The sequence below is a fragment of the Streptomyces sp. NPDC015127 genome (genome assembly GCF_043080095.1).
Lineage (GTDB): Bacteria > Actinomycetota > Actinomycetes > Streptomycetales > Streptomycetaceae > Streptomyces.
In genome coordinates, this window is the sequence record NZ_JBIBVE010000006.1 from 219,531 (window position 1) to 243,311 (window position 23,781).

23 protein-coding genes and 1 other RNA gene are annotated in these 23,781 nt (G+C 72.8%); 12 read left to right on the forward strand and 12 right to left on the reverse strand.

Annotated features, from left to right (window positions below; all coding sequences use genetic code 11):
- Positions 1–44: 44 nt before the first annotated feature.
- On the reverse strand, positions 45–662 hold the full coding sequence (locus tag ACF08N_RS14260) for a TetR/AcrR family transcriptional regulator (protein WP_392324883.1): 618 nt from the start codon (positions 660–662) through the stop codon (positions 45–47).
- Positions 663–1,025: 363 nt separating this feature from the next.
- The gene (locus ACF08N_RS14265; RefSeq protein WP_392324884.1) at positions 1,026–2,036 is read right to left on the reverse strand and encodes a small ribosomal subunit Rsm22 family protein; all 1,011 of its coding nucleotides are present in this window, start codon (positions 2,034–2,036) and stop codon (positions 1,026–1,028) included.
- Positions 2,037–2,204: 168 nt separating this feature from the next.
- Between ACF08N_RS14265 and ACF08N_RS14270 the strand changes: the two genes are divergently transcribed.
- Positions 2,205–3,578, forward strand: coding sequence for a hypothetical protein (locus ACF08N_RS14270; protein ID WP_392324885.1), 1,374 nt, complete (start codon positions 2,205–2,207; stop codon positions 3,576–3,578).
- Positions 3,579–3,581: 3 nt separating this feature from the next.
- Here ACF08N_RS14270 and ACF08N_RS14275 read toward each other — a convergent pair whose 3' ends face one another.
- On the reverse strand, positions 3,582–4,907 hold the full coding sequence (locus ACF08N_RS14275) for a multidrug effflux MFS transporter (RefSeq protein WP_392325056.1): 1,326 nt from the start codon (positions 4,905–4,907) through the stop codon (positions 3,582–3,584).
- 159 nt (positions 4,908–5,066) lie between these two features.
- On the opposite strand from ACF08N_RS14275, the gene ACF08N_RS14280 reads away from it, so the two are divergent.
- The gene (locus tag ACF08N_RS14280) at positions 5,067–6,053 is read left to right on the forward strand and encodes a Gfo/Idh/MocA family protein (protein ID WP_392324886.1); all 987 of its coding nucleotides are present in this window, start codon (positions 5,067–5,069) and stop codon (positions 6,051–6,053) included.
- A 3-nt stretch (positions 6,054–6,056) separates the two neighbouring features.
- Here the strand turns inward: ACF08N_RS14280 and ACF08N_RS14285 are convergent, their stop codons facing one another.
- Positions 6,057–7,691, reverse strand: coding sequence for an alkaline phosphatase D family protein (locus tag ACF08N_RS14285; RefSeq protein WP_392324887.1), 1,635 nt, complete (start codon positions 7,689–7,691; stop codon positions 6,057–6,059).
- 131 nt (positions 7,692–7,822) lie between these two features.
- Between ACF08N_RS14285 and ACF08N_RS14290 the strand changes: the two genes are divergently transcribed.
- A complete protein-coding gene (locus ACF08N_RS14290; RefSeq protein WP_392324888.1) occupies positions 7,823–8,605 on the forward strand; it encodes an SDR family oxidoreductase in 783 nt (260 codons plus the stop codon).
- 200 nt (positions 8,606–8,805) lie between these two features.
- Here the strand turns inward: ACF08N_RS14290 and ACF08N_RS14295 are convergent, their stop codons facing one another.
- The gene (locus ACF08N_RS14295; RefSeq protein WP_392324889.1) at positions 8,806–9,150 is read right to left on the reverse strand and encodes a nuclear transport factor 2 family protein; all 345 of its coding nucleotides are present in this window, start codon (positions 9,148–9,150) and stop codon (positions 8,806–8,808) included.
- A 318-nt stretch (positions 9,151–9,468) separates the two neighbouring features.
- Here ACF08N_RS14295 and ACF08N_RS14300 point away from each other — a divergent pair, with 318 nt between their 5' ends.
- Positions 9,469–10,185 carry a tRNA-dependent cyclodipeptide synthase gene (locus ACF08N_RS14300; protein WP_392324890.1) on the forward strand — a complete coding sequence of 239 codons (717 nt, stop codon included), beginning with the start codon at positions 9,469–9,471 and terminating at the stop codon, positions 10,183–10,185.
- Positions 10,175–11,359, forward strand: coding sequence for a cytochrome P450 (locus ACF08N_RS14305; protein WP_392324891.1), 1,185 nt, complete (start codon positions 10,175–10,177; stop codon positions 11,357–11,359). The genes ACF08N_RS14300 and ACF08N_RS14305 overlap by 11 nt, the downstream gene beginning before the upstream one ends.
- Positions 11,360–11,477: 118 nt before the next feature.
- Here the strand turns inward: ACF08N_RS14305 and rnpB are convergent.
- Positions 11,478–11,879: RNase P RNA component class A (gene rnpB / locus ACF08N_RS14310), an RNA gene on the reverse strand.
- A gap of 30 nt (positions 11,880–11,909) precedes the next feature.
- Complete coding sequence (locus ACF08N_RS14315; RefSeq protein ID WP_392324892.1) at positions 11,910–12,488, reverse strand: Uma2 family endonuclease; 579 nt, start codon at positions 12,486–12,488, stop codon at positions 11,910–11,912.
- A 133-nt stretch (positions 12,489–12,621) separates the two neighbouring features.
- Here ACF08N_RS14315 and ACF08N_RS14320 point away from each other — a divergent pair, with 133 nt between their 5' ends.
- Both ACF08N_RS14320 and ACF08N_RS14325 read left to right on the forward strand, forming a co-directional pair.
- Entirely contained in the window at positions 12,622–13,401 is a 780-nt protein-coding gene (locus ACF08N_RS14320; protein ID WP_392324893.1) for a MerR family transcriptional regulator, read from the forward strand.
- A complete protein-coding gene (locus ACF08N_RS14325) occupies positions 13,398–14,027 on the forward strand; it encodes a hypothetical protein (protein ID WP_392324894.1) in 630 nt (209 codons plus the stop codon). Before ACF08N_RS14320 ends, ACF08N_RS14325 begins: the two co-directional genes overlap by 4 nt.
- Here the strand turns inward: ACF08N_RS14325 and ACF08N_RS14330 are convergent.
- The gene (locus ACF08N_RS14330; protein WP_392324895.1) at positions 13,978–15,423 is read right to left on the reverse strand and encodes an RNB domain-containing ribonuclease; all 1,446 of its coding nucleotides are present in this window, start codon (positions 15,421–15,423) and stop codon (positions 13,978–13,980) included. The genes ACF08N_RS14325 and ACF08N_RS14330 overlap by 50 nt on opposite strands.
- Before the next feature lie 111 nt (positions 15,424–15,534).
- On the opposite strand from ACF08N_RS14330, the gene yaaA reads away from it, so the two are divergent.
- Positions 15,535–16,299, forward strand: a complete 765-nt coding sequence (gene yaaA / locus ACF08N_RS14335) for a peroxide stress protein YaaA (protein ID WP_392324896.1) — start codon at positions 15,535–15,537, stop codon at positions 16,297–16,299.
- Positions 16,300–16,359: 60 nt separating this feature from the next.
- Positions 16,360–17,013: a bifunctional 4-hydroxy-2-oxoglutarate aldolase/2-dehydro-3-deoxy-phosphogluconate aldolase gene (gene eda / locus ACF08N_RS14340; protein ID WP_392324897.1), complete on the forward strand. Its 654-nt coding sequence runs from the start codon at positions 16,360–16,362 to the stop codon at positions 17,011–17,013.
- Positions 17,014–17,244: 231 nt separating this feature from the next.
- On the opposite strand, the gene ACF08N_RS14345 is transcribed toward eda, so the two are convergent.
- Positions 17,245–17,997 carry a helix-turn-helix domain-containing protein gene (locus ACF08N_RS14345; protein WP_392324898.1) on the reverse strand — a complete coding sequence of 251 codons (753 nt, stop codon included), beginning with the start codon at positions 17,995–17,997 and terminating at the stop codon, positions 17,245–17,247.
- Between the two features lie 226 nt (positions 17,998–18,223).
- Between ACF08N_RS14345 and ACF08N_RS14350 the strand changes: the two genes are divergently transcribed.
- From ACF08N_RS14350 to ACF08N_RS14360, 3 genes are read left to right on the forward strand one after another with little or no spacing between them, the layout of a single operon-like run.
- The gene (locus ACF08N_RS14350) at positions 18,224–18,892 is read left to right on the forward strand and encodes a DUF4097 family beta strand repeat-containing protein (RefSeq protein ID WP_392324899.1); all 669 of its coding nucleotides are present in this window, start codon (positions 18,224–18,226) and stop codon (positions 18,890–18,892) included.
- 26 nt (positions 18,893–18,918) lie between these two features.
- Entirely contained in the window at positions 18,919–19,908 is a 990-nt protein-coding gene (locus ACF08N_RS14355) for an ATP-binding cassette domain-containing protein (protein ID WP_392324900.1), read from the forward strand.
- Positions 19,905–20,720 carry an ABC transporter permease gene (locus ACF08N_RS14360; protein WP_392324901.1) on the forward strand — a complete coding sequence of 272 codons (816 nt, stop codon included), beginning with the start codon at positions 19,905–19,907 and terminating at the stop codon, positions 20,718–20,720. Before ACF08N_RS14355 ends, ACF08N_RS14360 begins: the two co-directional genes overlap by 4 nt.
- A gap of 157 nt (positions 20,721–20,877) precedes the next feature.
- On the opposite strand, the gene ACF08N_RS14365 is transcribed toward ACF08N_RS14360, so the two are convergent.
- Genes ACF08N_RS14365 through ACF08N_RS14375 form a run of 3 tightly spaced genes read right to left on the reverse strand, consistent with a single transcriptional unit; the run spans position 20,878 to position 23,740 of the window.
- A complete protein-coding gene (locus tag ACF08N_RS14365; RefSeq protein ID WP_392324902.1) occupies positions 20,878–22,152 on the reverse strand; it encodes a bifunctional RNase H/acid phosphatase in 1,275 nt (424 codons plus the stop codon).
- A gap of 8 nt (positions 22,153–22,160) precedes the next feature.
- Positions 22,161–22,904, reverse strand: coding sequence for a zinc ribbon domain-containing protein (locus ACF08N_RS14370; protein WP_392325057.1), 744 nt, complete (start codon positions 22,902–22,904; stop codon positions 22,161–22,163).
- Positions 22,901–23,740, reverse strand: a complete 840-nt coding sequence (locus ACF08N_RS14375; RefSeq protein ID WP_392324903.1) for a Nif3-like dinuclear metal center hexameric protein — start codon at positions 23,738–23,740, stop codon at positions 22,901–22,903. Before ACF08N_RS14375 ends, ACF08N_RS14370 begins: the two co-directional genes overlap by 4 nt.
- Positions 23,741–23,781 lie beyond the last annotated feature (41 nt).

The window sequence follows — 23,781 nt, forward strand, 5'->3', positions numbered from 1 at the left end:
GGCGCGCGCCGGGCGCGCCGCAGGAGAGCCCGGCGCACGGCGGCTCAGGGGCGCGGCGCGAGGCCGTTGACCGCGTAGTCGACGACCGCGTCGGCGTAGTCGTGGGTGAGCGGCAGGGTGCGCAGCAGCCAGCGGTGCGCGAGGGGGCCGGTGAACAGTTCCAGCGCGATGCGCAGGTCGATGCCCTCGCGCACCTGGCCCGCGTCCTGGGCGGTGCGCAGCCGGGTGACGTACAGCTGGAGCTGCGGTTCGAGGAGCTTCTCCACGAACTGGGCGCCGACGTCGGGGTTCACCACGCCCTCGGCGGCGAGGGCGCGGGCGGGGGCGTCGTACGCCGGGCTGTTCATCTCGTCCACGGTGGCGCGCAGCACCTGGCGCAGATCGGCCTTGATGTCGCCGGTGTCGGGGATCTCGTACTCGCCTTCTCCCGCCTCCTCGGCGGCCTGCTCGGCCAGGTCGAGGAACGCCTCCAGCAGGACGGCCGCCTTGGAGGGCCACCAGCGGTAGATGGTCTGCTTGCCCACGCCCGCGCGGGCGGCGATGCCCTCGATGGTCGTCTTCCCGTATCCCACTTCGCCGACGAGGGCGAGCGCGGCCTGGTAGATCGCGCGGCGGGAGCGCTCGCTGCGGCGTGTGGAGTCGGGTGCCTTGGCCTCGGTCATACGAGCCAACCTACCAACGGGAAGACGAGACGTCTCGGCTAGGGTCTTTCGTTTGGATCAGGCCGGATCAGTGAGCGGGGTCTGGTGCGTGCGATCGCAAGGCGGAGGAGAGAGACAATGGCGGAGCCATGGCGACCGACGACAACGCGGCGAGCGTGCGTGCCAGGGCCCGCAAGCCCGGCGTGATCCAAACGAGAGGCCCTAGGGGGTGTCTTGTCGATCAGGCCGGATCAGCGAGCGGCGTCTGGTGCCGTGCATCGCAAGGCGGAGGAGGGAGGCGACGCGGAGCGTCGGCGACCGACGACAACGCGGCGAGGCGCGGTGCCAGACGCCGGGAGCCCGGCAAGATCGGCGAGACACCCCCTAGGGGCGAGGGGCCGGGGCGGGCGGCGGCCAGGTGTCGCCCCAGGCCGCGTCCCGGGCCGCCCGGTACCGGTCCCCGTGCCGCTTGGTGACCGTCTCGCGCTGCAGCCCCTCCTCCTCGGTGCACAGGTCGAGCAGGACCAGGCCCTTGCGGATCTGCGGCTTGCGGATCACCCGGGCGTCCGCCGGGCCGGCGGGGAAGCGCACGGCCGCGACGTAGCTGAACTTCTCGTCCTCGTACGCCAGCGAGCCGCCCTTGACCTGCCGGTGCAGTGAGGACCGGGAGACGCGGGCCGAGAAGTGGCACCAGTCGGAGCCGGGCTCTATGGGGCAGGCTGCGCTGTGGGGACAGGGGGCGGCGACGCTCAGGCCGGCCTCGATCAGCGCGTCACGGGCCGTGATGATCCGCTCGTAGCCGTCGGGGGTGCCGGGCTCGACGATCACGACGGCCTGCGCGGCGCGGGCCGCCTCGGCGACGACGGCTGCGCGGTCGGCCTCGGACAGCTCCTTGAGCACGTACGACACAGTCACAAGATCAGTGCTCTCGATGCGGAGCGCCGAGCTGATCCGAGAGCGCTGCCAGCGCGCGGCGCGCAGCGACGGGAATGGCGAGGCGAGCGCCAGTTCGCGACCCAGCTCCAGCGCGGGCTCCGCCCAGTCGAGCACCGTCGTCTCCGGCGCCGACTCCTGCCACGCGTCGGCCACCGCCCAGCTCGCCGCGCCCGTGCCGCCGCCGATGTCGGTGTGCGCGGCCGGGGTCCAGGAGGGTGCCGCCCGGCGCAGCGCCGCGAGCGCGGACCGTACGGCCTCGAAGGTCGCGGGCATCCGGTACGCGGCGTAGGCGGCGACGTCGGAGCGGTCGCGGAGCACGGGGGCGTCGGTCGGGGTGGTGCCGCGGTAGTTGGCGATCAGCCGCTCGACGGCCTGCGCGGCCTGCTTGGGAGGCAGACCGTCCAGCAGCCCGGCGAGGGCGCCGCGCAGGGTCTCGGCGGTGGGGGCGGAGGCGTTCACCGGGAGATTCTACGCACGTCGGGCCGGGCGGAACCGGGCCGCGCGACCGGCCCCGGCCGGCCGCCCCGCGCGCCCCGCGACGAACTGCCCCGCGCCGTCGGCCTGTTGCTACGCTGACGCCCCATGCCGCACACGCACCGTGGTGCAGCACGGCTCACGGGGGGAACCATGAGACAGCGCGTGGTGCGCCTCGCCCTGGTCGCCGGCGTGGCCGTGCTCGCCCTGCTGCTCCTGCTGTCCATGTGCGGCGGCGGCACGGACAAGGGCGGGGACGAGGACGGCGGCCGGGACGACGGGTCCGCCGGCGGCAGGCCCTCGGCCTCGGCCCGCACCGAGACGCCGAACCGGCCGACGCTCCCGGCGGCGTACGACACGGGCCGCGGCTGGGAGGTGTCCAGCCTCTCGCGCGAGTACGCGGTCGCCCGTGATCTGGGCGTCGTGGCCTATCTGGAGGAGCTGGGCAACGGCCGTTACCGGCTGCGGACCCTGGACGCGGCGACCGGCGAGCGGGGGTGGGCGGGCCCGGCCTGGAGCCCGCGCGGCTCCGTCGGCGGCCCGCCGCGCCTGCTGGCCGTCACCAAGGACGGCCTGGACTACTTCGTCGCCTGGTCGTTCGGGAAGCCGGATCCGGAGCCGGGCACCGGTGCCGCGGTGGACACGGGCGCTGCCGGGCGGACCACCGGGCCGGCGGCACCGGAGACCGCCGTCGTGCTCGACATGTACGCGGCAAGGGACGGATCGCGCCGGCGGGCCGAGGTGCCCTGGCCCGCCGCGCCGTCCGTCTCGGGCACCGGTCCCGGTGTCCTCATCACCGACGGCGGCACCGCGAACGCCGTCGTCGACCCGGTCACCGGCGCGGTCTCCGCGGTCGAGCAGGACGACCTGCGTCCTCCCAAGGGATGCGCGGGCTGCCGGCGGCTCACCGAGGTCCGCGGGGTGACCGACAAGGGCCTGCTGATCAGCGGCGACCCGGGTTTCTGGGTGCGGGGCGGCTGGGCGAGCAGGAACGTCGCCCCGGCCGGTGCCGAGCGCGACTCCGGCGTTCCGACGTCGGTCGTCGACGGCTATGTGCTGGCCCGCTGGCGGGTGGCGAGGGGCGGCAAGGACGCGGCCACGCACGACATCTGGGCGGTGCACGAGTCGAGGACCGGCCGGGCGCTGGTCTCGGTGCGCTGCCACAAGCCGGAGATCGAACCGGGCACGTACCCGAAGGCGGTGCGCTCGCCCGCGGGCGGGCATCTCGTCGCCGGGAACCTGGCGTTCGACCTGACGCTCGGCAAGGGCCGCTGCCACGAGCGGGCGGACGGCACGATCGCCCTGACGCTGACGACGGTGACGGACGCGGGCGTCGCCTACGGCACCACCGGGGCGGTGGCGGGGACCGGGACGCCGCTGGCGCTCGACCTGGCCGCCGCCGGACCGGAGCCGCTGCCGCCGCACGTACACGTGCCGGACACGGAGATCTCGGACGTCGGCCTCTTCACGTGGACCGACGCCCGGGACCGGCACCATCTGCTGGGCAGTCCCCGCCGCAGGGCATAGCTCTCACAGTCCGGCGGCGGCCCCGGCCGGCCCCGGCCGGTCGCGCCGCCAGGGACGGCACAGGCCCGCGAAGCACGCCAGCGCCGCCAGCCCGCAGCACAGCTGGACCACGGCCATCGGGACGGCCGTCGCCTCGCCCGCGATGCCCACCAGGGGGGAGGCGACCGCGCCGACGAGGAACGACGAGGTGCCGATGAGCGCCGAGGCCGAGCCGGCCGCGTCCGGAGTGCGCAGCAGGGCCAGCGCGTTGGTGTTCGGCGCGGCGAAACCCATGGCCGCCGAGAGCACGAACAGGCCCGCCGCGACGGGGACCAGACCCACCTCGCCGAGGGCACCGGTCGTCATCAGGAGCAGCGCCACCGCGGCGAGCGTGAGCACGGTGAGGCCCGCCGCGATCACCTTGTCGAGGCCGACCCGGCCGACCAGCACCTTGCCGTTGATCTGGCCGGCGGTGATCAGGCCGACCGCGTTGAGGCCGAAGAGCAGGCTGAACAGCTGCGGCGACGCCCCGTAGATCTCCTGCATCACGAACGGGGAGGCCGAGATGTACGCGAACAGGGCGGCGAAGGCGAGCCCGCCGGCCAGCATGTAGCCGGTGAACACACGGTCGGCGAGCAGCCCGCGCATCGTGCGCAGCGCCTCGCCGACCCCTCCCCCGTGGCGCCGTTCGACGGGCAGTGTCTCGTCCAGCCACTTCAGCACGACGAGGGTGAGCACGAGGCCGACGGCGGCGAGGACCACGAAGATGCCGCGCCAGTCGGTCAGCCGCAGCACCTGGCCGCCGATCAGCGGCGCGATGATCGGCGCCGCCCCGGAGATCAGCATCAGGGTGGAGAAGAACCGGGCCATCTCGATGCCGTCGTAGAGGTCCCGGACCACGGCGCGGGCGATGACGATGCCGGCGGCGCCGGCGAGTCCCTGCACCAGCCGGAAGCCGATGAGGAGTCCGGCGGTGGGGGCGAGCGCGCAGATGACGGTGGCGACGACGTACGCGGCCATGCCGATGAGCAGCGGGCGCCTGCGTCCCCATTTGTCGCTCATCGGGCCGACGACGAGCTGTCCCAGTGCCATGCCCGCGAGGCACGAGGTCAGGGTGAGCTGCACGGTCGCCGCGGGTGCGCGCAGGGAGTCGGTTACCTCGGGGAGCGCCGGGAGGTACATGTCCATGGACAGCGGCGGCAGCGCGGTGAGCCCGCCCAGCACGAGCGTGACCAGCAGACCGGTGCGGCGGGTCGCCGCGGTTGCCGCGCGGGGCGCGCCGACGGGGGAGGAAGGTGCCGGATCGGCTTCGGGGACGGGTCCTTGATTGCTCTGGCCGCTCTCCGGCATCGACAGCTCCGTTCCTTGATTCAACGAACTATGCTCTCAGCTCGTCCGTTCGAAGCGAGTCCGCAAGCAGTGGACTTCGTCACTCGGACACTCCGGTGCCGGGCCCTGCCCGCCGGGCAGGCTCTGCGGCACGCCGTCATGACCAGGGGTGGGGCGTCGATGAACGAGACGGTGCGGTGGGGTGTGCTGGCGACGGGCGGGATCGCCGCCCGGTTCACCGAGGACCTGCTGCGGATGCCGGACGCCGAGGTCGTGGCGGTCGCCTCCCGCAGCGAGGCGTCCGCGAAGGCGTTCGCCGACCGGTTCGGCATCCCCCGCGCGTACGGCGACTGGGCCGCGCTCGCCGCCGACGAGGACGTGGACGTGGTCTATGTGGCGACGCCGCACTCGGCGCACCGGGCCGCCGCCGGTCTGTGCGTCGAGGCGGGGAAGGCCGTGCTGTGCGAGAAGGCGTTCACGCTCAACGCGGTGGAGGCGGCCGAACTCGTCGGCCTCGCCCGGTCCCGGGGCACGTTCCTGATGGAGGCCATGTGGATGTACTGCCACCCGGCCGTCCGGCGCGTCGCGGCCCTGGTCGCGGACGGCGCGATCGGTGAGGTGCGCACCGTGCAGGCGGACTTCGGGCTGGCGGGCCCCTTCGCCCCGGACCACCGGCTGCGCGATCCCGCGCTGGGCGGCGGCGCGCTGCTCGATCTCGGCGTGTACCCGGTGTCGTTCGCCCATCTGCTGCTCGGCGAGCCCTCCCGTGTCCAGGCCGACGCGCTGCTCTCGCCGGAGGGGGTCGACCTCAACACCGGCATGCTGCTGGGCTGGCCGGACCGGGGCGCGACGGCGCTGCTGTCGTGCTCGGTCACGGCGGGCACGGGGGTGACGGCGTCCGTGACCGGCACGGCGGGCCGGATCGACATACCGTTCGGCTTCTTCTATCCCGAGCGTTTTGTGCTGCACCAGGCGGGCGCCGAGCCGGAGGAGTTCGTCTTCGACGGCGCCCGCGACTCGATGGAGCACGAGGCGGCCGAGGTGATGCGGGCGCTGCGGGCCGGTGAGAGCGAGTCGCCGCTGGTCCCGCTGGACGGCACGCTCGCCGTGATGCGGACGCTCGACGCGGTGCGTGACCGCATCGGCGTCCGCTTTCCGGGTGAGTGAGCGTCAGACCTGCTGCAGGCCGGGGTCGCCGGCGTCGGTCACGAACGACGCGGACGTGGCGATCGACCCGCCCGGCCTGGTGACGACGTCCATCGAGCGGAAGTCGGCGCGGGCCCGGCTCTCGCCCAGGGTGACGGTCACATAGCCGCGCCGCCCGTTGTAGAACCTCATGTGCGGGTTGGCCCTGGTGTACGTATCCCAGGTGGCCGGCCGGTCGGCGCCGTCCTTGCCGCTGGAGATGGACGTGGCGACGATCTCGGTGCCGACGGTCTTCGCGCCGGGCGTCTCGTAGTCGCGCTTGATGTCATAGGCGTACGCGACATGGACGTCGCCGGTGAGCACCATCAGGTTCTCGATGCCGGCGGCCTCGGCGCCGTCCAGGACGCGGTCGCGGGAGGCCGGGTAGCCGTCCCAGGCGTCCATGCTGACCCTGGCCGGCTCGGTCAGGTCCAGCTTGCGCTGCGAGAAGTTGACCTGCTGCGGCACGACGTTCCACACGGCGTCGGAGGCGCGCCAGCCGTCGAGGAGCCAGCGCTCCTGCGTCGCGCCGAGCATCGTGCGCGAGGGGTCCTCGGACTCGGGGCCGGGGACGTGCGCCTTGTCGCCGTACGCCTGGTCGGAGCGGTACTGGCGGGTGTCCAGGACGTCGAACTGCGCGAGCTGCCCGAAGTGCAGCCTGCGGTAGAGCGCCATGTCCGGTCCGGTGGGCCGCTGGGGTGCGCGCAGCGGCTGGTTCTCCCAGTACGCGCGGTAGGCGGCGGCCCGGCGCAGCAGAAACTCCTCCGGGGGCACGTCGTTCTCGGGCGTCTCGTCGGCGTAGTTGTTCTCGGTCTCGTGGTCGTCCCACGTGACGACGAAGGGGTGGGCCGCGTGAGCGGCCATGAGGTCGGGGTCGGACTTGTAGAGGCCGTAGCGCAGCCGGTAGTCCTCCAGCGTGACCGTCTCGCGGTTGACGTGGGCGGGCAGCCGGCGGTCGGTGTAGGCGCGGGCGCCGCCGACGGCGTTGACGGCGTACTCGTAGAGGTAGTCGCCGAGGTGGAAGACGACGTCGAGGTCCTCGTCGGCGAGGTGCCGGTACGCGGTGAAGTAGCCGTCGTGGTACGCCTGGCAGGACACGGCGGCCAGCTTCAGCTCGCCGATCCGGGCGTCGCGGGCGGGCGCGGTGCGGGTGCGGCCGGCCGGGCTGATCCAGCGCCCGGCGCGGAAGCGGTAGTAGTAGACGCGGTCCGGGTCGAGACCGGTCGCCTCCACGTGGACGCTGTGGTGGAACTCCGGGTGGGCGGTGGCGCTGCCGCGCTTGGCGATCCGGGTGAAGCGCGCGTCGTGCGCGAGTTCCCACAGGACGGGGAAGCGGACCTGCGGCAGACCGCTGCCCGGCTCCAGCGGGCTGGGCGCGAGCCGCGTCCACAGCACGACGGAGGAGGGCTGGGGGTCGCCGGAGGCGACGCCGAGCGTGAACGGGTCCGCGGTGATCTTCCGGGCATCGCCCTCGGCGGCGTGCGCGGTGCCGGGCAGGCCGACGCTGAACGCGAGTGCGGCCGCCGCGGAAGTGACGGTGAGGAAGGTGCGGCGGCCCAGGTGCCGTGCGGCCGCCGCTCTGAGCTCCGGTGCGTGGGTCTGCTGCGAAGCGCTTGTCATGTGGCCCTCCCCTTACGGCTGTTGTCAGTCGCATTGGAGTGGCCGGTGACGAATCAACGTTGTCGCGGACACAACATCCGCATGGCGGTCGGATGAGTTCCGTGTACGGCGCAGGCGCGTACGCTGCGCCCATGAACGCTGTACGGAGGATCGCGGTGGTGACGGGCGCGGGCTCGGGCATCGGCCGCAGCGTGGCGCTGGAGCTGGCGGCGACCGCGAAGGACACGGGCGCGCATCCGGGATGGGCGCTCGCGCTGGCGGGCCGGCGCGCCGAGGCGCTGGAGGAGACGGCGGCCCTGGCGGGCCCGGGCGTTGACGTCCTGTGCGTACCGACGGACGTGACCGACCCGTCCGCGGTGGACGCGCTGTTCGCGGCGGTCCGCGAGCACTACGGACGGGTCGACCTGCTGTTCAACAACGCGGGCACGTTCGGGCCCGGCGGCATCCCCTTCGAGGACCTGCCCTACTCCGCCTGGCGCAAAGTGGTGGACGTCAATCTGACGGGTGCGTTCCTGTGCGCGCAGGGCGCGTTCCGCCAGATGAAGGCACAGGACCCGCAGGGCGGCCGGATCATCAACAACGGCTCGATCTCGGCACACGTGCCGCGCCCGCACTCCGCGCCGTACACGGCGACGAAGCACGCGCTGACCGGGCTGACGAAGTCGATCTCACTGGACGGGCGCCCGTATTCGATCGCCTGCGGCCAGATCGACATCGGCAACGCGGCGACGGAGATGACCCGGGCCATGCAGTCGGGCGTCCTGCAGGCGAACGGTGAACTGGCGGCGGAGCCGGTGATGGACGCGGCCGATGTGGCGCGGACCGTACGGCACATGGCGGAGCTGCCGCTGGAGGCGAACGTGCAGTTCGCGACGGTGCTGGCGACGAACATGCCGTTCATCGGCCGCGGTTGAGGGGCGCGGGCCCGCTCAGGCCCGGCCGGCCGGGTGGGCCCGCTCAGGGCCGGCCGGCCGCTGTGTGCCGACTCGCCGGGTACGGACTCCGGCCCGGCCGGGCTCAGGCCGGCCAGGCGGCCCAGTGACGACTTGGCTTATACGGAACCCCGGCCTGACCGGCGGCCCGATGCCGGCTCGGACCGGGCCTGGCCGGCGGCTCAGGCCTGCCCGGTCTCGAAACGCCGCACCTTCCCGTCCTCGACGGTGAAACGCCACGCGGTGCGCATCTCGCCCCAGGTGTCGTTGCGGTAGCTGACGACCAGGCGCAGTCCGTCGGCGGCCTGCGTCTCGACGTCCATGTGGCCGTTCGACGAGAAGATCTCGCGCTCGGTCCATTCGTCGATGTCCCGCTCGCTGCCGTCGTCGGACATGGTGGCGCCGGGAGCGAGCGCGGCGCGGAAGCCCTCGCGGTCCTGCGCGTTGACGGAGGCGACGAAGGCGCGGACGGCGGGGTCGGTGAGTTTGCTGACGGCGATGGGCACGGCGGTGGTCCTTCCGCTCACGGGTGGGTCGCCTCCATCGGTACACCGCCCCGCCGCGCGGCACCTTCCGGAGACGGCCACCCGGGGTGGCGACGGGGTGTGCGAGGCCGGTCAGGAGGGCACCCCGGGCGTCGCCTCCGCCGCGGCACCGCACGCGTCCCGGACCCCATAGCAAACGGAGGTGAACGCCACACGACTCGCAAGTGAATTGCCCAGACTGTGAGTTACTGGTCGGTTTAAGATCATTCCGCGCCTCCGTTCGGGTAGGTTCCCCTGATGGCGCCGCCACACCAGGGCACAGGGCCCATCGGGACTAGCGGCGCGTAGGGATCAACGTCCTTGACGACAGCGACCGACACTTTCCACGTCCGGCCGTACACGCCCCATTGCCACGTCATCCACGACGAAGGCGCTCACGCCGTCATCGGCATCTCGCCGGGCAACAGCTACTTCAGCCACCAGCGCGTCATCGAACTCGCCGCCTGGGGACTCGCTTACTTCGAACAAGTCGATCTCGTCTACACCGACCTGCACGTGGCCGACATGTACGAGGCCCTGGGCTACCCGCCCGACGACGCCCGCCGCAAGGCGGTCAAGAACCTCCGCGGCGTACGGGCCAAGGTCAACAACGCCGTCGCCGGGCTGGACCCGGGCGGCGACCGCCTCCGCGGCAGGCCCATGTCGGCACTCCTGGGCATCCCCGCCTATCAGGCCATACGCAAGAACCTCGACGACCTCCTGGCCGTCGACCCCGCGTTCCGCGCCGTGTGCGACGAGCTCGTACACGCCTTCCTGTCCTCCAAGGTCCTCGGCGGCCGGGAGCCCACCGCACAGCAGCGCGACGTCTGCCTCCAGTACGTCTGTGCCGAGGCGCCGCTCTTCCTGGACACCCCCGCCGTCCTCGACGTCCCGTCGTCGCTCAACTGCTACCACCAGCTCCTGCCGATGGCGGAGCTCCTGTACGCGCGGGGCTCCGGCCTGCGCGCCTCCCGCAACCAGGGCCACGCCGTCGTCACGCCCGCCGACGCCGCCGAAGGAGACCGCCATGAGCACTGACACGCTGATCGACTTCCCGTTCTCCCCCCGTGGCGACCGCCTGCCTCCGGAGATCGACGCCCTGCGCGCCGAGCCGGTCACCCGCGTCCGCACCATCGCCGGTGACCCGGCCTGGCTCGTCTCGTCGTACGAGCTGTGCAAGCAGGTACTGGAAGACCCCCGGTTCAGCCTCAAGGACACCTCCGCCCCCGGCGTGCCGAGACAGTACGCGCTGACCATCCCCCCGGAAGTGGTCAACAACATGGGCAACATCACCGGGGCCGGACTGCGCAAGGCCGTCCTCAAGGCGATCAACCCCAAGTCGCCCGGCCTCACGGAATGGATGCGCGACCATGCCGCCGCCCTGGTCGACGAGCTCGTCGACTACGGCCCGCCGGTCGACCTCCGCGGCCGGTTCACCAGCCCCTACGCCGAGGCGCTCCACTGCCGCATCCTGGGCATCCCCCAGGCCGACGCGCCCCGCCTGGCCGCCAGCCTCGACATCGCGTTCATGAACTCCGCATGCCCCGTCACCGGAGCCCGGCTGAACTGGGAACGCGACATCGCGTACATGGCCGCGCGCCTCGACGACCCCGCGACCACTGGCCTCATGGCCGAACTCGCCGCCCTGCGCGACGACCCCGACTACGCGCACCTCACCGACGAGATGCTCGCGACGGTCGGCGTCACCATGTTCGGCGCCGGGGTCATCTCCACCATGGGCGCCCTCACCATGGCCGTCTTCACCCTCCTGCAGAACCCGGACGTATGGGCCCGCCTGTGCGCGGAACCCGACAAGATCCCGGGAGCTGTGGACGAGCTGCTGCGCGTCAACCTGTCCATCGCCGACGGACTGCCCCGCCTCGCGCTCGAAGACATCCGACTCGGCGACACCCTGGTACGGAAGGGGGAGCTCGTCCTCGTCCTGGTCGAGGCCGCCAACACCGACCCGGCCGTCTTCACCGACCCGCACACCATCGACATCGAGAGGCCCAACGCCGCCGCTCATTTGTCGTTCGGTGGCGGCGGCCACTACTGCCCCGCCACGGCCCTCGGGAAGAAGCACATCGAGACCGCCCTCGAATGCCTCACCGCCCGCATGCCCGCTCTGCAGCTCGCCGTGCCGGTCGACCAACTCGTCTGGCGGACCCGGTTCATGAAGCGCATCCCCGAGCGCCTGCCGGTCGCCTGGTAGGAGACGTGTGCCGGCGTCCGGCACACCGATGACCCGACCCAGGAGGCTGTCGGTCGATTCCGCCCCGCCGGATCCCATCCGGCGGGGCGGAGCGCCTCATGCGCGGCTGACTTGGCGGCAGACGAGTCGGGCTGTACGCCGGGTTCTGTCCCCCGGGACCTCGCGGTCGTCGGGGTGACGGCCATCCATCTAGGACCGGCGTTGCCGCCGGCCTCGTGCGGTCTACCCGCGGACTCGGGCGGGCAGCCCTGATGCGTCCGCGCAGGGCCACCGAAGTGGCCCCTCTTGACCTTGCTCCGGGTGGGGTTTACCTAGCTGCCCAGGTCACCCTGGGCACTGGTGGTCTCTTACACCACCGTTTCACCCTTACCGAGGACCAGAGGTCCCCGGCGGTCTGCTTTCTGTGGCACTGTCCCGCGGGTCACCCCGGGTGGCCGTTAGCCACCACCCTGCCCTGTGGAGCCCGGACGTTCCTCGGGGAGCCCCCGAAGGGTCTCCACGCGGCCGTCCGCCCGGCTCGTCTGCCGTGCTGGCCATGCTACCTGCCGTTTCACAGGAAGTCGGCCGTCTCCAGCTCGAAGCCGAAGGGCTCGGGGAGGAGGAGCGGCTTGCCGAACGCGGCCAGGTCCCGGCGGATGTACTCGCCGTCCTCCGGGTCGCTGAAGAGCGTCACGGTGGACGTGTCCCGGTCGACAAGCAGGTAGAGCGGGATACCGCCGCGGGCGTAGCAGCGGCGTTTGACCTCCCGATCGACGTTCGGCCGGCGGGAGGTCACTTCGAGCACCATTGCCACGCCGTCGCACGGCATCCAGGAGTCGGCGCCCCGGTACAGGCGCAGCACCTCCGGTGCGAAGGTCCCATCCGGGATGACGTGATCTCTGGGGGCGCCGGGGGCCTCCTTCAGCGTCAGGCCCTTGTTGCCGGAGAACTGCATATCAGTCCGTGATCGTCGGTAGACCTGCCCGACGATCAATCCGATGTAGTCCTCGTGGTCCCCGTCCGGCGGCGGTGTCACAACAATTTCCCCCTCGATCAGCTCCGCGCGGAAGCCCTCCGGCGTGTCCAGCGCCAGGAAGCCCTCCAGCAGGAACTCCGCCTGCGTGAGAGGTTCATGCGGCATGGCAGTCATGTCGTCAGCGTCGGACATCGAGGCACCCGCCGTCCGTGTGATCGGGTCGTTCCCTCGATCGTGGCACACGATCACGCTCCTGCGGGCGGCCGGCGCTTGACCATGCCGCAGCGTCAACGTTTCTACTGGCCGCATGCGTATCGGAGAGATCGCCGCCCTCGTCGGGGTGACCCCGCGGGCCGTGCGGCACTACCACCATCTCGGGCTGCTGCCCGAGCCCGTACGGCGGGCCAACGGCTACCGGGACTACACCGTCCGCGACGCCGTGCTCCTCGCCCGGATCCGGCGGCTCACCGAGCTGGGGCTCGGGCTCGACGAGGTGCGTGACGTGCTCGCCGACGACGCCGGGCGCGATCTCGTCGAGGTGCTGGAGGAGCTCGACGCCGACCTCGGCCGGCAGGAGGCGCTGATCCACGAGCGGCGCGCGCGGCTCGCCGTGCTCCTCGGCCAGGCGCGGGACGGGAGTCTGACGGCCGAGGGCCCGGTGTCGCCGGGGCTGGCGGAGTTGTTCGGGGACATGGCCCGCGCGGCCGCCGGGCTGCCCGGGCCCGAGCCCGCGATCGCCGCCAAGGACCGGGAGCTGCTGGCGCTCCTGGACACCGTGGCGCCCGGCGCGGAGCAGGAGCGGCTGATCGGGGCGGTGCGCCGGATGACCGGGGCACCGGGCGCAATGGAGCGGGCGTACGCCGTCTACGACCAGCTCGACGCCCTCGTGGACGCGGACCCGGCCGACGCGCGGGTCGAGGAGGCGGCGCGGGCGCTGGCCGCCCTCCTCCCCGACGAGGTCGCCGAGCAGCTCGGCGGCCGGACGCCGGAGAGCGGATTCATGGACGCCTTCCTCGCCGACTTCTCGCCCGCGCAGGCCGCGGTCGTGATCCGGGCGCTGCGCCTGGTCGTGGAGCGTGCCCGGTGAGGCGGCCGGTGACCCTGGTCCGCCGGCTCGCGGGGCACGAGCTGCGACTGATGCTCGCCCTGGTGCTGTGGGCCGCGCGGCGGCGCGGCGGCGTCGGGCCGGGCGACCGTCCGTTCGGGCACGCGAGGGACCAGGCGGCGGTGATGTACGGCTTCGCGTTCGTGTGCGTCGTGGAGACGGTGGCCGTGTCGTACCTGCTGAAGGGCTGGCCGGCGGTGCACGCGGTGGCGCTCTTCCTGGACGTGTACACCGTCGTGTTCGTGTTCGGGCTGCATGCCGCCTCCGTGACGCGGCCCCACGTGCTGTCCGGCGACGCGGTGCGGCTGCGCCAGGCCGGCCATGTGGACCTGCGGATACCGCTCGACCGGATCGCCGCGGTACGGCACGAGCTGCGGTTCACGCACGAGAAGGCGGACGGCGTCCTCGATCTGAAGGTGGCCGCGCAGACGTCGGTGACGCTGGAGCTGTCCGAGCCGGTGACGTTCACGGGGCTGCTGGGGCGCGAGCGGCCGGTCCGCGTCGTGCGCTGTCACGCCGACGACGCCCGTGCTTTCGCCACCGCCCTGCGCGACGCCGTCACGCGGGAGCGAACAGCACCGTCGCCCGGGCCGGGTCGGCCTGCGTGAGCCGTACCCGCAGCCGCTCCCCCAGGGGCAGGCCGGCGCCGTCGCTCTCCACCCGGGCGACCACCGCCGGGTCCTCCAGGTGGACGGTGCCGACGGCCGGCTCGTTCTCCTTGACGTCGACCACCACGGCGTCGAAGACCTCGCCGACGCGGTCGCGCAGCACGGCGGCCTCCACGATGTCGACGTAACCGCGCTCCGCCGTGCCCGCCCGCCGGGAGCCTTCGGCCATCCGCTTCGGCAGCTCCTCCAGCGCCTCGTCCACCCACGGCGGCGGCTCCTGCCCGGCCACCGCCGCCAGGCACAGTTCGCCGGCGTAGCGGTCCACGAGACGGCGCAGCGGCGCGGTGCAGTGCGTGTACTCGTCCGCGACGGCCGCGTGCACGGCGGGGACGGGCAGCGCGCCGTTGGTGAACACCGTGTACCCCGCCCCGCGCAGCAGCGTCGTGCACTCCTGGAGGAACGCTGCGTGCCGGCCTTTGCGCGGGTCGAGGGAGCGTACGAGCTGCGCGTACGAGACGTGGTGCGGCCAGTCGATGTGCAGCGCGGTCGCCGAGCGGCGCAGCCGGGCGACCGCGCCGTCGGGGGCGGTGGGCAGCGTGCGCAGGATGCCGGTGCCGTACGCGATCATCAGATCGGCCGCGGTCATGCCGGTCAGCAGCGAGATCTGCGCGTTCCACGCCTCCGCGGGCAGCGGGGCCCGGTATTCGAGCGCGTATGTGCCGTCCTGCTGGACGACCTCCTGCTCGGGGACGTTGAGGGAGATCCCGCCGCGGTCGACCTCCCGTGCCTCGCGCAGGGTGCCGATCTCCTTGAGGAGGGCGAGCGGCTCCTCGGCGGTGCCCGCGTCGATCCGCTGCTGGGCGCCCGCGTAGTCGAGCCTGGCCCGGCTGCGGACGAGGGCCCGGCGCACGTCAGCCGCGACGATGCGGCCGTCGGCGTCGAGGTCGATGCGCCACAGCAGGGCGGGCGCTGTCTGGCCGGGGAGCAGGCTGGCGGCGCCCTCGGAGAGCAGCGGCGGGTGCAGCGGGACCTTGCCGTCGGGGAAGTACAGGGTCTGCACGCGGCGGTGCGCCTCGGCGTCCAGCGCCCCGCCGGGCCTGACGAACGCGGCGACATCGGCGATCGCGTAGTGGACGCGGAAGCCGCCGCCCTCGCGCCGGGTCAGGTGCATGGCCTGGTCGAGGTCGGCCGAGCCCGGCGGGTCGATGGTGAAGAACGGGATGCCGGTCTCGTCCGCTTCGGGCAGCCGGGGCGCGCGGGCGGCCTGCTCCGCCTCGGCGAGCGCCGCGGCCGGGAAGTTCTCGGAGACGCCGATCGTCGCGCGCAGGTCGCGCAGGGCGGCGCGCAGCGGCGGGGCCTCGGCTGCGCCGGTCAGTCGGATGGGGCGGCGGGGCATGGACCGAGCGTATGGCGGGGCGGGGGCCGTGGCATTTCGGCGGCCTGCGCGCTTTGTAGGCTGGCGCGGGGGCCGCACCCCCTCCCCCGTACGTCATGAAGGAGATCTGCCGTGCTCGTGCTGTTGCCGCCGTCGGAGGGGAAGGCCGCCTCCGGCCGCGGGGCGCCCCTGAAGCCCGAGTCGCTGTCCCTGCCGGGGCTCGCCGAGGCCCGGGCCGCCGTCCTGGACGAGCTCGTCGAACTGTGCATCGGGGACGAGACGAAGGCGCGGGAGGTCCTCGGTCTGAGCGAGGGGCTGCGTGGCGAGGTCGCGAAGAACGCCGGGCTGCGGACGGCCGGGACGCGTCCGGCCGGCGAGATCTACACCGGCGTGCTGTACGACGCGCTGGGCCTGGCCACGCTGGACGCGGCCGCCCGCAGGCGGGCCCGGCAGTCGCTGCTGGTGTTCTCCGGGCTGTGGGGCGCGGTGGGCCTCGGTGACCGCATCCCGTCCTACCGCTGCTCGATGGGCGTGAAGCTGCCGGGGCTGGGCGCGCTCGGTGCGTACTGGCGCGGCCCGATGGCGTCCGTCCTGCCGGAGGCGGCCGGGCGGGGACTCGTCCTGGACCTGCGGTCCTCGGCGTACGCGGCGGCGTGGAAGCCGAAGGGGGAGGTCGCGGAGCGCACGGCGACGGTGCGGGTGCTGCACGCGCCGACCCGGAAGGTGGTGAGCCACTTCAACAAGGCGACGAAGGGGCGGATCGTACGGAGCCTGCTGGAGGCGGGCGCTGCGCCCGCGTCGCCGGGCGAACTGGTGGAGGCGCTGCGGGATCTGGGGTACGTGGTGGAGACGCCGGCGGCGGGGAAGCTCGACGTGCTGGTGTCGGAGATCCACTGACTCGTTGCATGTACTGCAACGCTCGTTGCGGATGCTGTGCGGCCTGGGCAGGATGGGCGCATGACTTCCGCCCCGTCCGTGCTGGACCTCGCCCCCGTCCTGCCCGTCGTCGTGATCGACGACGCGGCCGACGCCGTGCCGCTCGCGCGCGCCCTCGTCGCGGGCGGCCTGCCCGCGATCGAGGTGACCCTGCGGACGCCCGCCGCGCTCGACGCGGTGCGGGCCATCGCGGCGGAGGTGCCCGACGCGGTCGTCGGCGCGGGCACCGTGGTCTCGCCGGACGGCGTGGACGCGGCGGTGGCGGCCGGGGCGCGCTTCCTGGTCAGCCCGGGGTGGACCGACACGCTGCTGGCGGCGATGCGCGGCTCGGGCGTGCCGTTCCTGCCGGGCGTCTCGACGGCCTCGGAGGTCGTGGCGCTGCTGGAGCGCGGCGTGCGCGAGATGAAGTTCTTCCCCGCGGAGGCGGCGGGCGGCACGGCCTACCTGCGGTCCCTCGCCGGTCCGCTGCCCCAGGCCCGCTTCTGCCCGACGGGCGGCGTCTCGCTCGCGTCGGCGCCGTCCTATCTGGCGCTGCCGAACGTGGGCTGCGTCGGCGGCACGTGGATGCTGCCGGCCGACGCGCTGCGGGCCCGGGACTGGGACCGGGTGGAGACACTGGCGCGCGAGGCGGCGACGCTGCGGGGGCAGGACGCCGGCCGCGGGCGGCCGGCCTGACCGCCGGCCTGCCGCTCCCGCAGCCATCGCCGGCCTGAGGCTTCCGTCGGGCCGGCGCTCGCCCGAGGCGATCACCACGACAGGCCGCTGACGTCTCGGTGGCCGCGCTCCGCCCTACGGCCCCCTTCGAACCGCACTCCGTGGCCCGCTCGCGTGAACCAATCTCTCATGACCGGCGATCAGGCCAGCTCCTGACGAACTCCCGCAGCGGCGGGCCAAGATGACTGTTCGTCAGTGATCTGAAGGTGGCTCGGCGGTGCCGCCCGAGGTCGTCGCGGTTTTCGTGTGGAGGACGTCGCGGGCCTGCTCCGCGGCGCGGATCATGCTCTCGCCGACGAAGTCGACGAAGCGGGCGATGTTCTCGAGGCGGGTGGCGGCCGGGGTGTCGGGGCCCAGGAGGCTCACGCCATGCCGTGCGGTCTCGGCGAGCTGGGCGTGGGACCGGGCGGCGGCGATCATCCCCTGGTACCAGACGTCGTCGTCGGCGACGTACCGCTCGCGGCGGCCTTCGTCCCGTTCCCGGCGGATGAGTCCCTGGCCTTCGAGGAACGTGACCGCTTTGGAGATGGACGCCGGGCTGACCTGGAGGTGCTGGACGAGTTCGGACGCGGTGAGGCTGCCCGCGTCGGTGGTGTAGAGGGACACCAGCACCCGGGACGTCATCTTGGGCAGGCCCTGTTGCATGAGGAGGGTGGTGAACGTCTCCTCGTACTCGCGTACGGCCTCGGCGTCGCGTCCGTGGGTCTGCCCGGGCACCCCCGGCCCTCGGGGCGCCGCCTGCCTGCGCCGGTGGGCGCGGCGTTCGGTGGCGCGGTGGGCCAGGTCGGCGCGGTAGGCGGTGGGGCCGCCGTTCCGCAGCACCTCACGCGTGATCGTCGAGGTGGGGCGGTCGAGTCGCCTGGCGATCTCCGCGTAGGCGAGGCCGTCGGCCAGCCCCAGCGCGATCTGCTGGCGTTCCTGCTGAGTGAGCCTGCCTCCCGGCACCGCGATCTCCCTTCACGCTTCCTCGATACCCCCACCATAGCGTTCACTCCCCATCCAATGCAACGAACAGCGCGGCTCTCGTTGCGTTAAAACCAAGACCGTTGCAACGATAATGCTGCTTCTACCTGCATGAATGCTGATTGTGTGCAACGAGCTTGTTGCCTGATTCTTGAACGCAACGTAGCGTTTCCGGTGTCAGAAACAAACAGCGCAGGAGGAGAGCACGATGCAGACGTTCGACACCCCCACCCCGATCTCCGCCGTCCTCGACATCCCCGCCGGGCGCGTCCAGTTCATCGCCGCCGACCGGACCGACACCACGGTCGAGGTCCTGCCCGCCAACGTTTCCAAGGGCCGCGACGCCAAGGCGGCGGAGCAGACCACGGTCGAATACGCCGACGGCGTCCTGCGGATCAAGGCCCCGGCGGCGAAGAACCAGTACTTCGGCCCCTCCGGATCGCTCCAGGTGACGGTCCAGCTGCCCGCCGGCTCCCGCATCGTGGCGAAGGCTGCCGGCGCCGAATTCCGGGCCGTCGGACGGCTCGGCGACGTCGTCTTCGACGGTGCGTACGGCGCGACCAAGATCGACGAGGCCGCGAGCATTCGCCTCACCGCCCTCGCCGCGGACATCTCGGTCGGCCGCCTGGGCGGGTCCGCGGAGATCAGCACCCAACAGGGCGACATCCGGATCGCCGAGGCCGTGCGCGGCACGGTCGTACTGCGCACCCAGGCCGGCGACCTGTCGGTCGATGCCGCCCGCGGAGTCTCCGCCTCCCTGGACGCCGGCACCAGCTACGGCCGGATCCACAACTCGCTCAAGAACACCGACGGCGCCGCCGAGCTGAACATCCGCGCGACCACCACCCAGGGCGACATCACCGCCCGCAGCCTCTGACCCGCAGCCTCCGAGGAGCACCCACCATGACGAACCTGGCCATCGCGGCGAACGGGCTGCGCAAGTCCTACGGCGACAGGGTCGTGCTCGACGGCATCGACCTGGCCGTCCCCGAAGGAACGATCTTCTCCCTGCTCGGCCCGAACGGCGCCGGCAAGACCACCGCCGTCAAGATCCTCTCCACCCTGATCGGCGCCGACGACGGCGTGATCCGCGTCGGCGGCCACGACCTCGCCGCCGACCCGCAGGCGGTCCGCGCAGCGATCGGCGTCACCGGGCAGTTCTCCGCCGTCGACGGCCTGATCACCGGCGAGGAGAACATGCTCCTCATGGCGGACCTGCACCACCTGTCCAAGCGCGAGGGACGGCGCACCGCCGCCGAGCTGCTGGAGCGCTTCGACCTGGTCGAGGCCGCGAACAAGCCCGCCTCCACCTACTCCGGCGGCATGAAGCGTCGCCTGGACATCGCGATGACCCTGGTCGGAGGCCCGAGGATCATCTTCCTCGACGAGCCGACCACCGGCCTCGACCCCCGCAGCCGCCACAGCATGTGGCAGATCATCCGCGAGCTGGTCACGGGCGGCGTCACCGTCTTCCTCACCACGCAGTACCTGGAGGAGGCCGACGAACTCGCCGACCGCATCGCCGTGCTCAACGACGGGAAGATCGCCGCCCAGGGCACCGCCGAGGAGCTGAAGCGGCTCGTCCCCGGCGGACACGTACAGCTGCGCTTCACCGACCCGGCCGCGTATCAGAGCGCCGCCGTCGCGCTGCGCGAGGTCACCCTCCCCCATAGCGCCTCGCACGGGGGAGGTGCCCCCATCGACGAATCGCTGTCACTGCAGATACCCAGCGGCGGCAGCCAGCGCGAGCTGCGCTCGATCCTCGACTGGCTGGACGCGGCCGGCATCGAGGCGGACGAGCTGACCGTGCACACCCCCGACCTCGACGACGTGTTCTTCGCCCTGACCGGCGGCGCCGACATCCCCGACCAGCCCAAGGAGAACGCCCGATGAGCACCCCTCTGGCTCCCGCCCGCCCGACCCGGATCTCCCTCGCCGTACGCGACTCGTCCACGATGCTGCGCCGCAACCTCCTGCACGCCCGGCGCTACCCGTCCCTCACCCTGAACCTGCTGCTCACCCCGATCATGCTGCTGCTGCTCTTCGTCTACATCTTCGGCGACACGATGAGCGCGGGCATCGGCGGCGGTGCGGACCGCTCCGAGTACATCGCCTATCTCGTGCCGGGCCTGCTGCTGATGACCATCGGTTCCACCACGATCGGGACCGCGGTGTCCGTCTCCAACGACATGACCGAGGGCATCATCGCCCGCTTCCGCACCATGGCGATCCACCGCCCTTCGGTGCTCGTCGGGCACGTCGTCGGCAGCGTGCTGCAGTCGATCATGAGCGTGGTCCTCGTCGGCGCCGTCGCCGCGGCCATCGGCTTCCGCTCGACCGACGCCACGGCCCTGGAATGGCTGGCGGCATTCGCACTGGTCACGCTGTTCGCCCTGGCACTCACCTGGATCGCCGTCGGCATGGGCCTGATCAGCCCGAACGCCGAGGCTGCCGGCAACAACGCGATGCCGCTGATCTTCCTGCCGCTCATCTCCAGCACGTTCGTCCCGGTCGACGCGATGCCGGGCTGGTTCCAGCCCGTCGCCGAGTACCAGCCGTTCACCCCCGCCGTCGAAACCCTGCGCGGGCTGCTGCTCGGCACCGAGATCGGCCACAACGGATGGCTCGCCATCGCCTGGTGCCTGGGCCTCGTGGTCCTCGGCTGCTTCTGGTCGACCTCGACCTTCAACCGCGACCCGAAGTAACCGCGATGACAGCGCGGGCCGCCTCCCGCAACTCGTCCCGCCCCGGGGCGGCGTAGTCCGACACCGCGTCGGCGTACGCCGCCCCGTCAGGCGTTCTCGGCCGGCCGCCGGGCTCGCTCCGAGCGCCGACCGCGCCCCCGCGCCGGGCCCGTAGGACTCAGCGGAGGTGGGACGTGTCGTTCAGGAGGCGCAGCGACGCGTTGCCGTCCGCGTAGTACGCCAGCGCCGACAGCGACGCCGCCGAGAGTTCCATGCGGAACAAGGACTCCGGCGGGGCGCCCAGGGCCAGGCGGGCCAGCGTCTTGATCGGGGTCACGTGTGTGACCACCAGTACCGTGCGGCCCCGGTAGCGGGCCAGCAGCCTGTCGCGCGCCGACGCCACACGCCGTGCCACCGTCGCGAAGCTCTCGCCGCCGCCCGTCGGGGGCACCTTGGGCGACGCCAGCCAGGCGTCCAGGTCCTCGGGGTAGCGCTCGCGGACCTCCGCGAACGTCAGCCCCTCCCACGCACCGAAGTCCGTCTCCCGCAGCCCCTCGTCGTAGGTCACGTCGAGGTTCAGCCGGGACGCGACCGTCTCTGCCGTCTCGCGGCAGCGGCGCAGTGGGGAGCTGACGACCGCCTGGATCGTGCCGCGCGCGGCGAGTGCCGCGGCGGCGGCCTCCGCCTGGCGGCGGCCGGCCTCCGACAGGACGGGGTCGCTGCCCCCGCTGCCGGAGAAGCGCTTCTCGGGGGTCAGCGCCGTCTCCCCGTGGCGCAGCAGTACGAACGTGGACGGCGTGCCGAGGTCCGCCGACGTCCCCCAGCCCGTGGTGGGGGCCGGGGCGGCCGCCTGCGTCACCGCCGCCTCGACGGGCTCCGGCATCACGGGCTCCGCGACCGGCGCGGTGATCGTGCCGGTCGCGGCACCTGCCGCGCCCGCCAGCGCCGCCCGCGCCTTGGCCGCGCCCGCCGCAGCGTCCCCGACGACTCGCGCCGCCTGCGTGTCCAGCTCGGCCGTGGAGCGCGACGGCTCCCACTGCCGGCCCTTGCGTCCCGCGTCCATCGCCTCGTTGGCGAGCCGGTCCGCGTGCTTGTTCCGCTCGCGCGGGATCCACTCGTACGTGACCTGCGACGACGGGAACACGGACGCGGCCTCGGCGGCCAGCGGCCGCATGTCCGGGTGCTTGATCTTCCAGCGGCCGGACATCTGCTCGACGACCAGCTTGGAGTCCATCCGGACGCGGACGACCGCCTCCGGGTCCAGCTCCCGGGCGGCCCTGAGCCCGGCGACCAGGCCCTTGTACTCGGCGACGTTGTTGGTGGCCACGCCGATGTACGCGGCAGCCTCGGCCAGCGTCTGACCGGTGACCGGGTCGAGGACGACCGCGCCGTAGCCGGCCGGACCCGGGTTGCCCCGGGATCCGCCGTCGGCCTCGACGACGAACTCGCGCACTGCGGGCACTACAGCCCCGACTCGGACGTACGGACGAGGATGCGGCGGCAGTTCTCGCAGCGCAGCACCGTGTCGGGCGCGGCCGCGCGGACCTCGTTGATCTCGGTGATGTTCAGCTCCAGCTGGCAGCCCTCGCAGCGGCGCTGGAACAGGCGCGCCGCGCCGACACCGCCCTGCTGGACGCGCAGCTTCTCGTACAGCTTGAGCAGGTCGGCGGGCACCGAACCGGCCACCAGCTCGCGCTCCTTGGTCACCGAGGCGGCCTCCGCGTCCAGCTCCGCCTGCGCGGCGTCGCGCCGGGCCGTCGCCGCGTCGACCTTGCCCTGCACGGACGAGACGCGCTCGGTCAGCTCGGCGACCCGCTCCTGCGCGGACTCGCGGCGCTCCATGACCTCCAGGACGACGTCCTCGAGGTCGCCCTGGCGCTTGGCGAGCGAGACGATCTCGCGCTGGAGGTTCTCCAGGTCCTTGGGCGAGGTGACCGCGCCGGAGTCGAGGCGCTGCTGGTCGCGGGTGGCGCGCTGGCGCACCTGGTCGACGTCCTGCTCCGCCTTGGTCTGCTCGCGGGCGGTGTCGCTCTCCTCCGTCTGCGCGGCGACGAGCAGGTCGCGCAGCTGCGTGAGGTCCTTGGTCAGCGACTCGATCTCGGCGTGCTCGGGCAGCGACTTGCGCTTGTGGGCCAGCTGCGACAGGCGCATGTCGAGGGCCTGTACGTCGAGAAGTCGGATCTGGTCGGCGGGCGCGGCGTTCAGTTGGGGGCTCCAGTGGAATCGTGGTGGGAGGACCAGGGGTCGGTGACCGTCGTCGAGACGTGGACCCGCAGGTCCCAGCCGTGCCGGTCGGAGATCTCGTCGAGCTGCGCCGCCGCCTGCTCGCACCAGGGCCACTCGGTGGCCCAGTGGGCGGCGTCGACGAGCCCGAGCGGGGAGTGCTGCGTGGCCTCCGACGCGGGGTGGTGGCGCAGGTCGGCGGTGAGGAAGGCGTCCACTCCGGCGGCCCGCACCTGGTCGAAGAGGCTGTCACCGGAGCCGCCGCTCACCGCGACGGTCCGCACGACGGCGTCCAAGTCCCCCGCGACCCGGATGCCCTGCGCGGTGGCGGGCAGCCGCTTCGCGGCGCGCGCGGCGAAGTCGCGCAGCGTCTCGGGGTGGTCGAGTTCGCAGATGCGCCCGAGGCCGCGACGCCCGTCGGCGTCGGACGCGTCGGGCACCAGAGGCCGTACGACCCGCAGGTCGAGCGCGCCCGCGAGTGCGTCGGAGACGCCGGGGTCGGCGGTGTCGGCGTTGGTGTGGGCGACGTGCAGCGCGATGTCGTTCTTGATCAGCGTGTGCACGACACGGCCCTTGAAGTGGCCCGCGGCGACGGTCGTCGTACCGCGCAGGTAGAGGGGGTGGTGGGTGACCACGAGGTCCGCGCCCAGCCGGACCGCCTCCTCGACGACGTCCTGGACGGGGTCGACGGCGAACAGCACGCGCGTGACCTCGGCGTCGGGGTCACCGCACACCGTGCCGACCGCGTCCCACTGTTCGGCCCGCTCGGGCGGCCAGAGGGCGTCGAGGGCGGTGATGACTTCAGACAGACGGGGCACGGGGGAAAGGCTACCTGCCCCGGCCCCGGCCGCGGCCTGCG

What these genes read in the sequence shown, in the direction of transcription:
- ACF08N_RS14270 (WP_392324885.1), top strand. Translation starts at nt 2,205, where the DNA reads ATGAGACAGCGCGTGGTGCGCCTCGCCCTGGTCGCCGGCGTGGCCGTG.
- ACF08N_RS14350 (WP_392324899.1), top strand. Translation starts at nt 18,224, where the DNA reads ATGCAGACGTTCGACACCCCCACCCCGATCTCCGCCGTCCTCGACATC.
- ACF08N_RS14275 (WP_392325056.1), bottom strand. Translation starts at nt 4,907, where the DNA reads ATGCCGGAGAGCGGCCAGAGCAATCAAGGACCCGTCCCCGAAGCCGAT.
- eda (WP_392324897.1), top strand. Translation starts at nt 16,360, where the DNA reads ATGACTTCCGCCCCGTCCGTGCTGGACCTCGCCCCCGTCCTGCCCGTC.
- ACF08N_RS14285 (WP_392324887.1), bottom strand. Translation starts at nt 7,691, where the DNA reads ATGACAAGCGCTTCGCAGCAGACCCACGCACCGGAGCTCAGAGCGGCG.
- ACF08N_RS14290 (WP_392324888.1), top strand. Translation starts at nt 7,823, where the DNA reads ATGAACGCTGTACGGAGGATCGCGGTGGTGACGGGCGCGGGCTCGGGC.
- ACF08N_RS14305 (WP_392324891.1), top strand. Translation starts at nt 10,175, where the DNA reads ATGAGCACTGACACGCTGATCGACTTCCCGTTCTCCCCCCGTGGCGAC.
- ACF08N_RS14355 (WP_392324900.1), top strand. Translation starts at nt 18,919, where the DNA reads ATGACGAACCTGGCCATCGCGGCGAACGGGCTGCGCAAGTCCTACGGC.
- ACF08N_RS14320 (WP_392324893.1), top strand. Translation starts at nt 12,622, where the DNA reads ATGCGTATCGGAGAGATCGCCGCCCTCGTCGGGGTGACCCCGCGGGCC.
- ACF08N_RS14315 (WP_392324892.1), bottom strand. Translation starts at nt 12,488, where the DNA reads ATGACTGCCATGCCGCATGAACCTCTCACGCAGGCGGAGTTCCTGCTG.
- ACF08N_RS14280 (WP_392324886.1), top strand. Translation starts at nt 5,067, where the DNA reads ATGAACGAGACGGTGCGGTGGGGTGTGCTGGCGACGGGCGGGATCGCC.
- ACF08N_RS14260 (WP_392324883.1), bottom strand. Translation starts at nt 662, where the DNA reads ATGACCGAGGCCAAGGCACCCGACTCCACACGCCGCAGCGAGCGCTCC.
- ACF08N_RS14360 (WP_392324901.1), top strand. Translation starts at nt 19,905, where the DNA reads ATGAGCACCCCTCTGGCTCCCGCCCGCCCGACCCGGATCTCCCTCGCC.
- ACF08N_RS14330 (WP_392324895.1), bottom strand. Translation starts at nt 15,423, where the DNA reads ATGCCCCGCCGCCCCATCCGACTGACCGGCGCAGCCGAGGCCCCGCCG.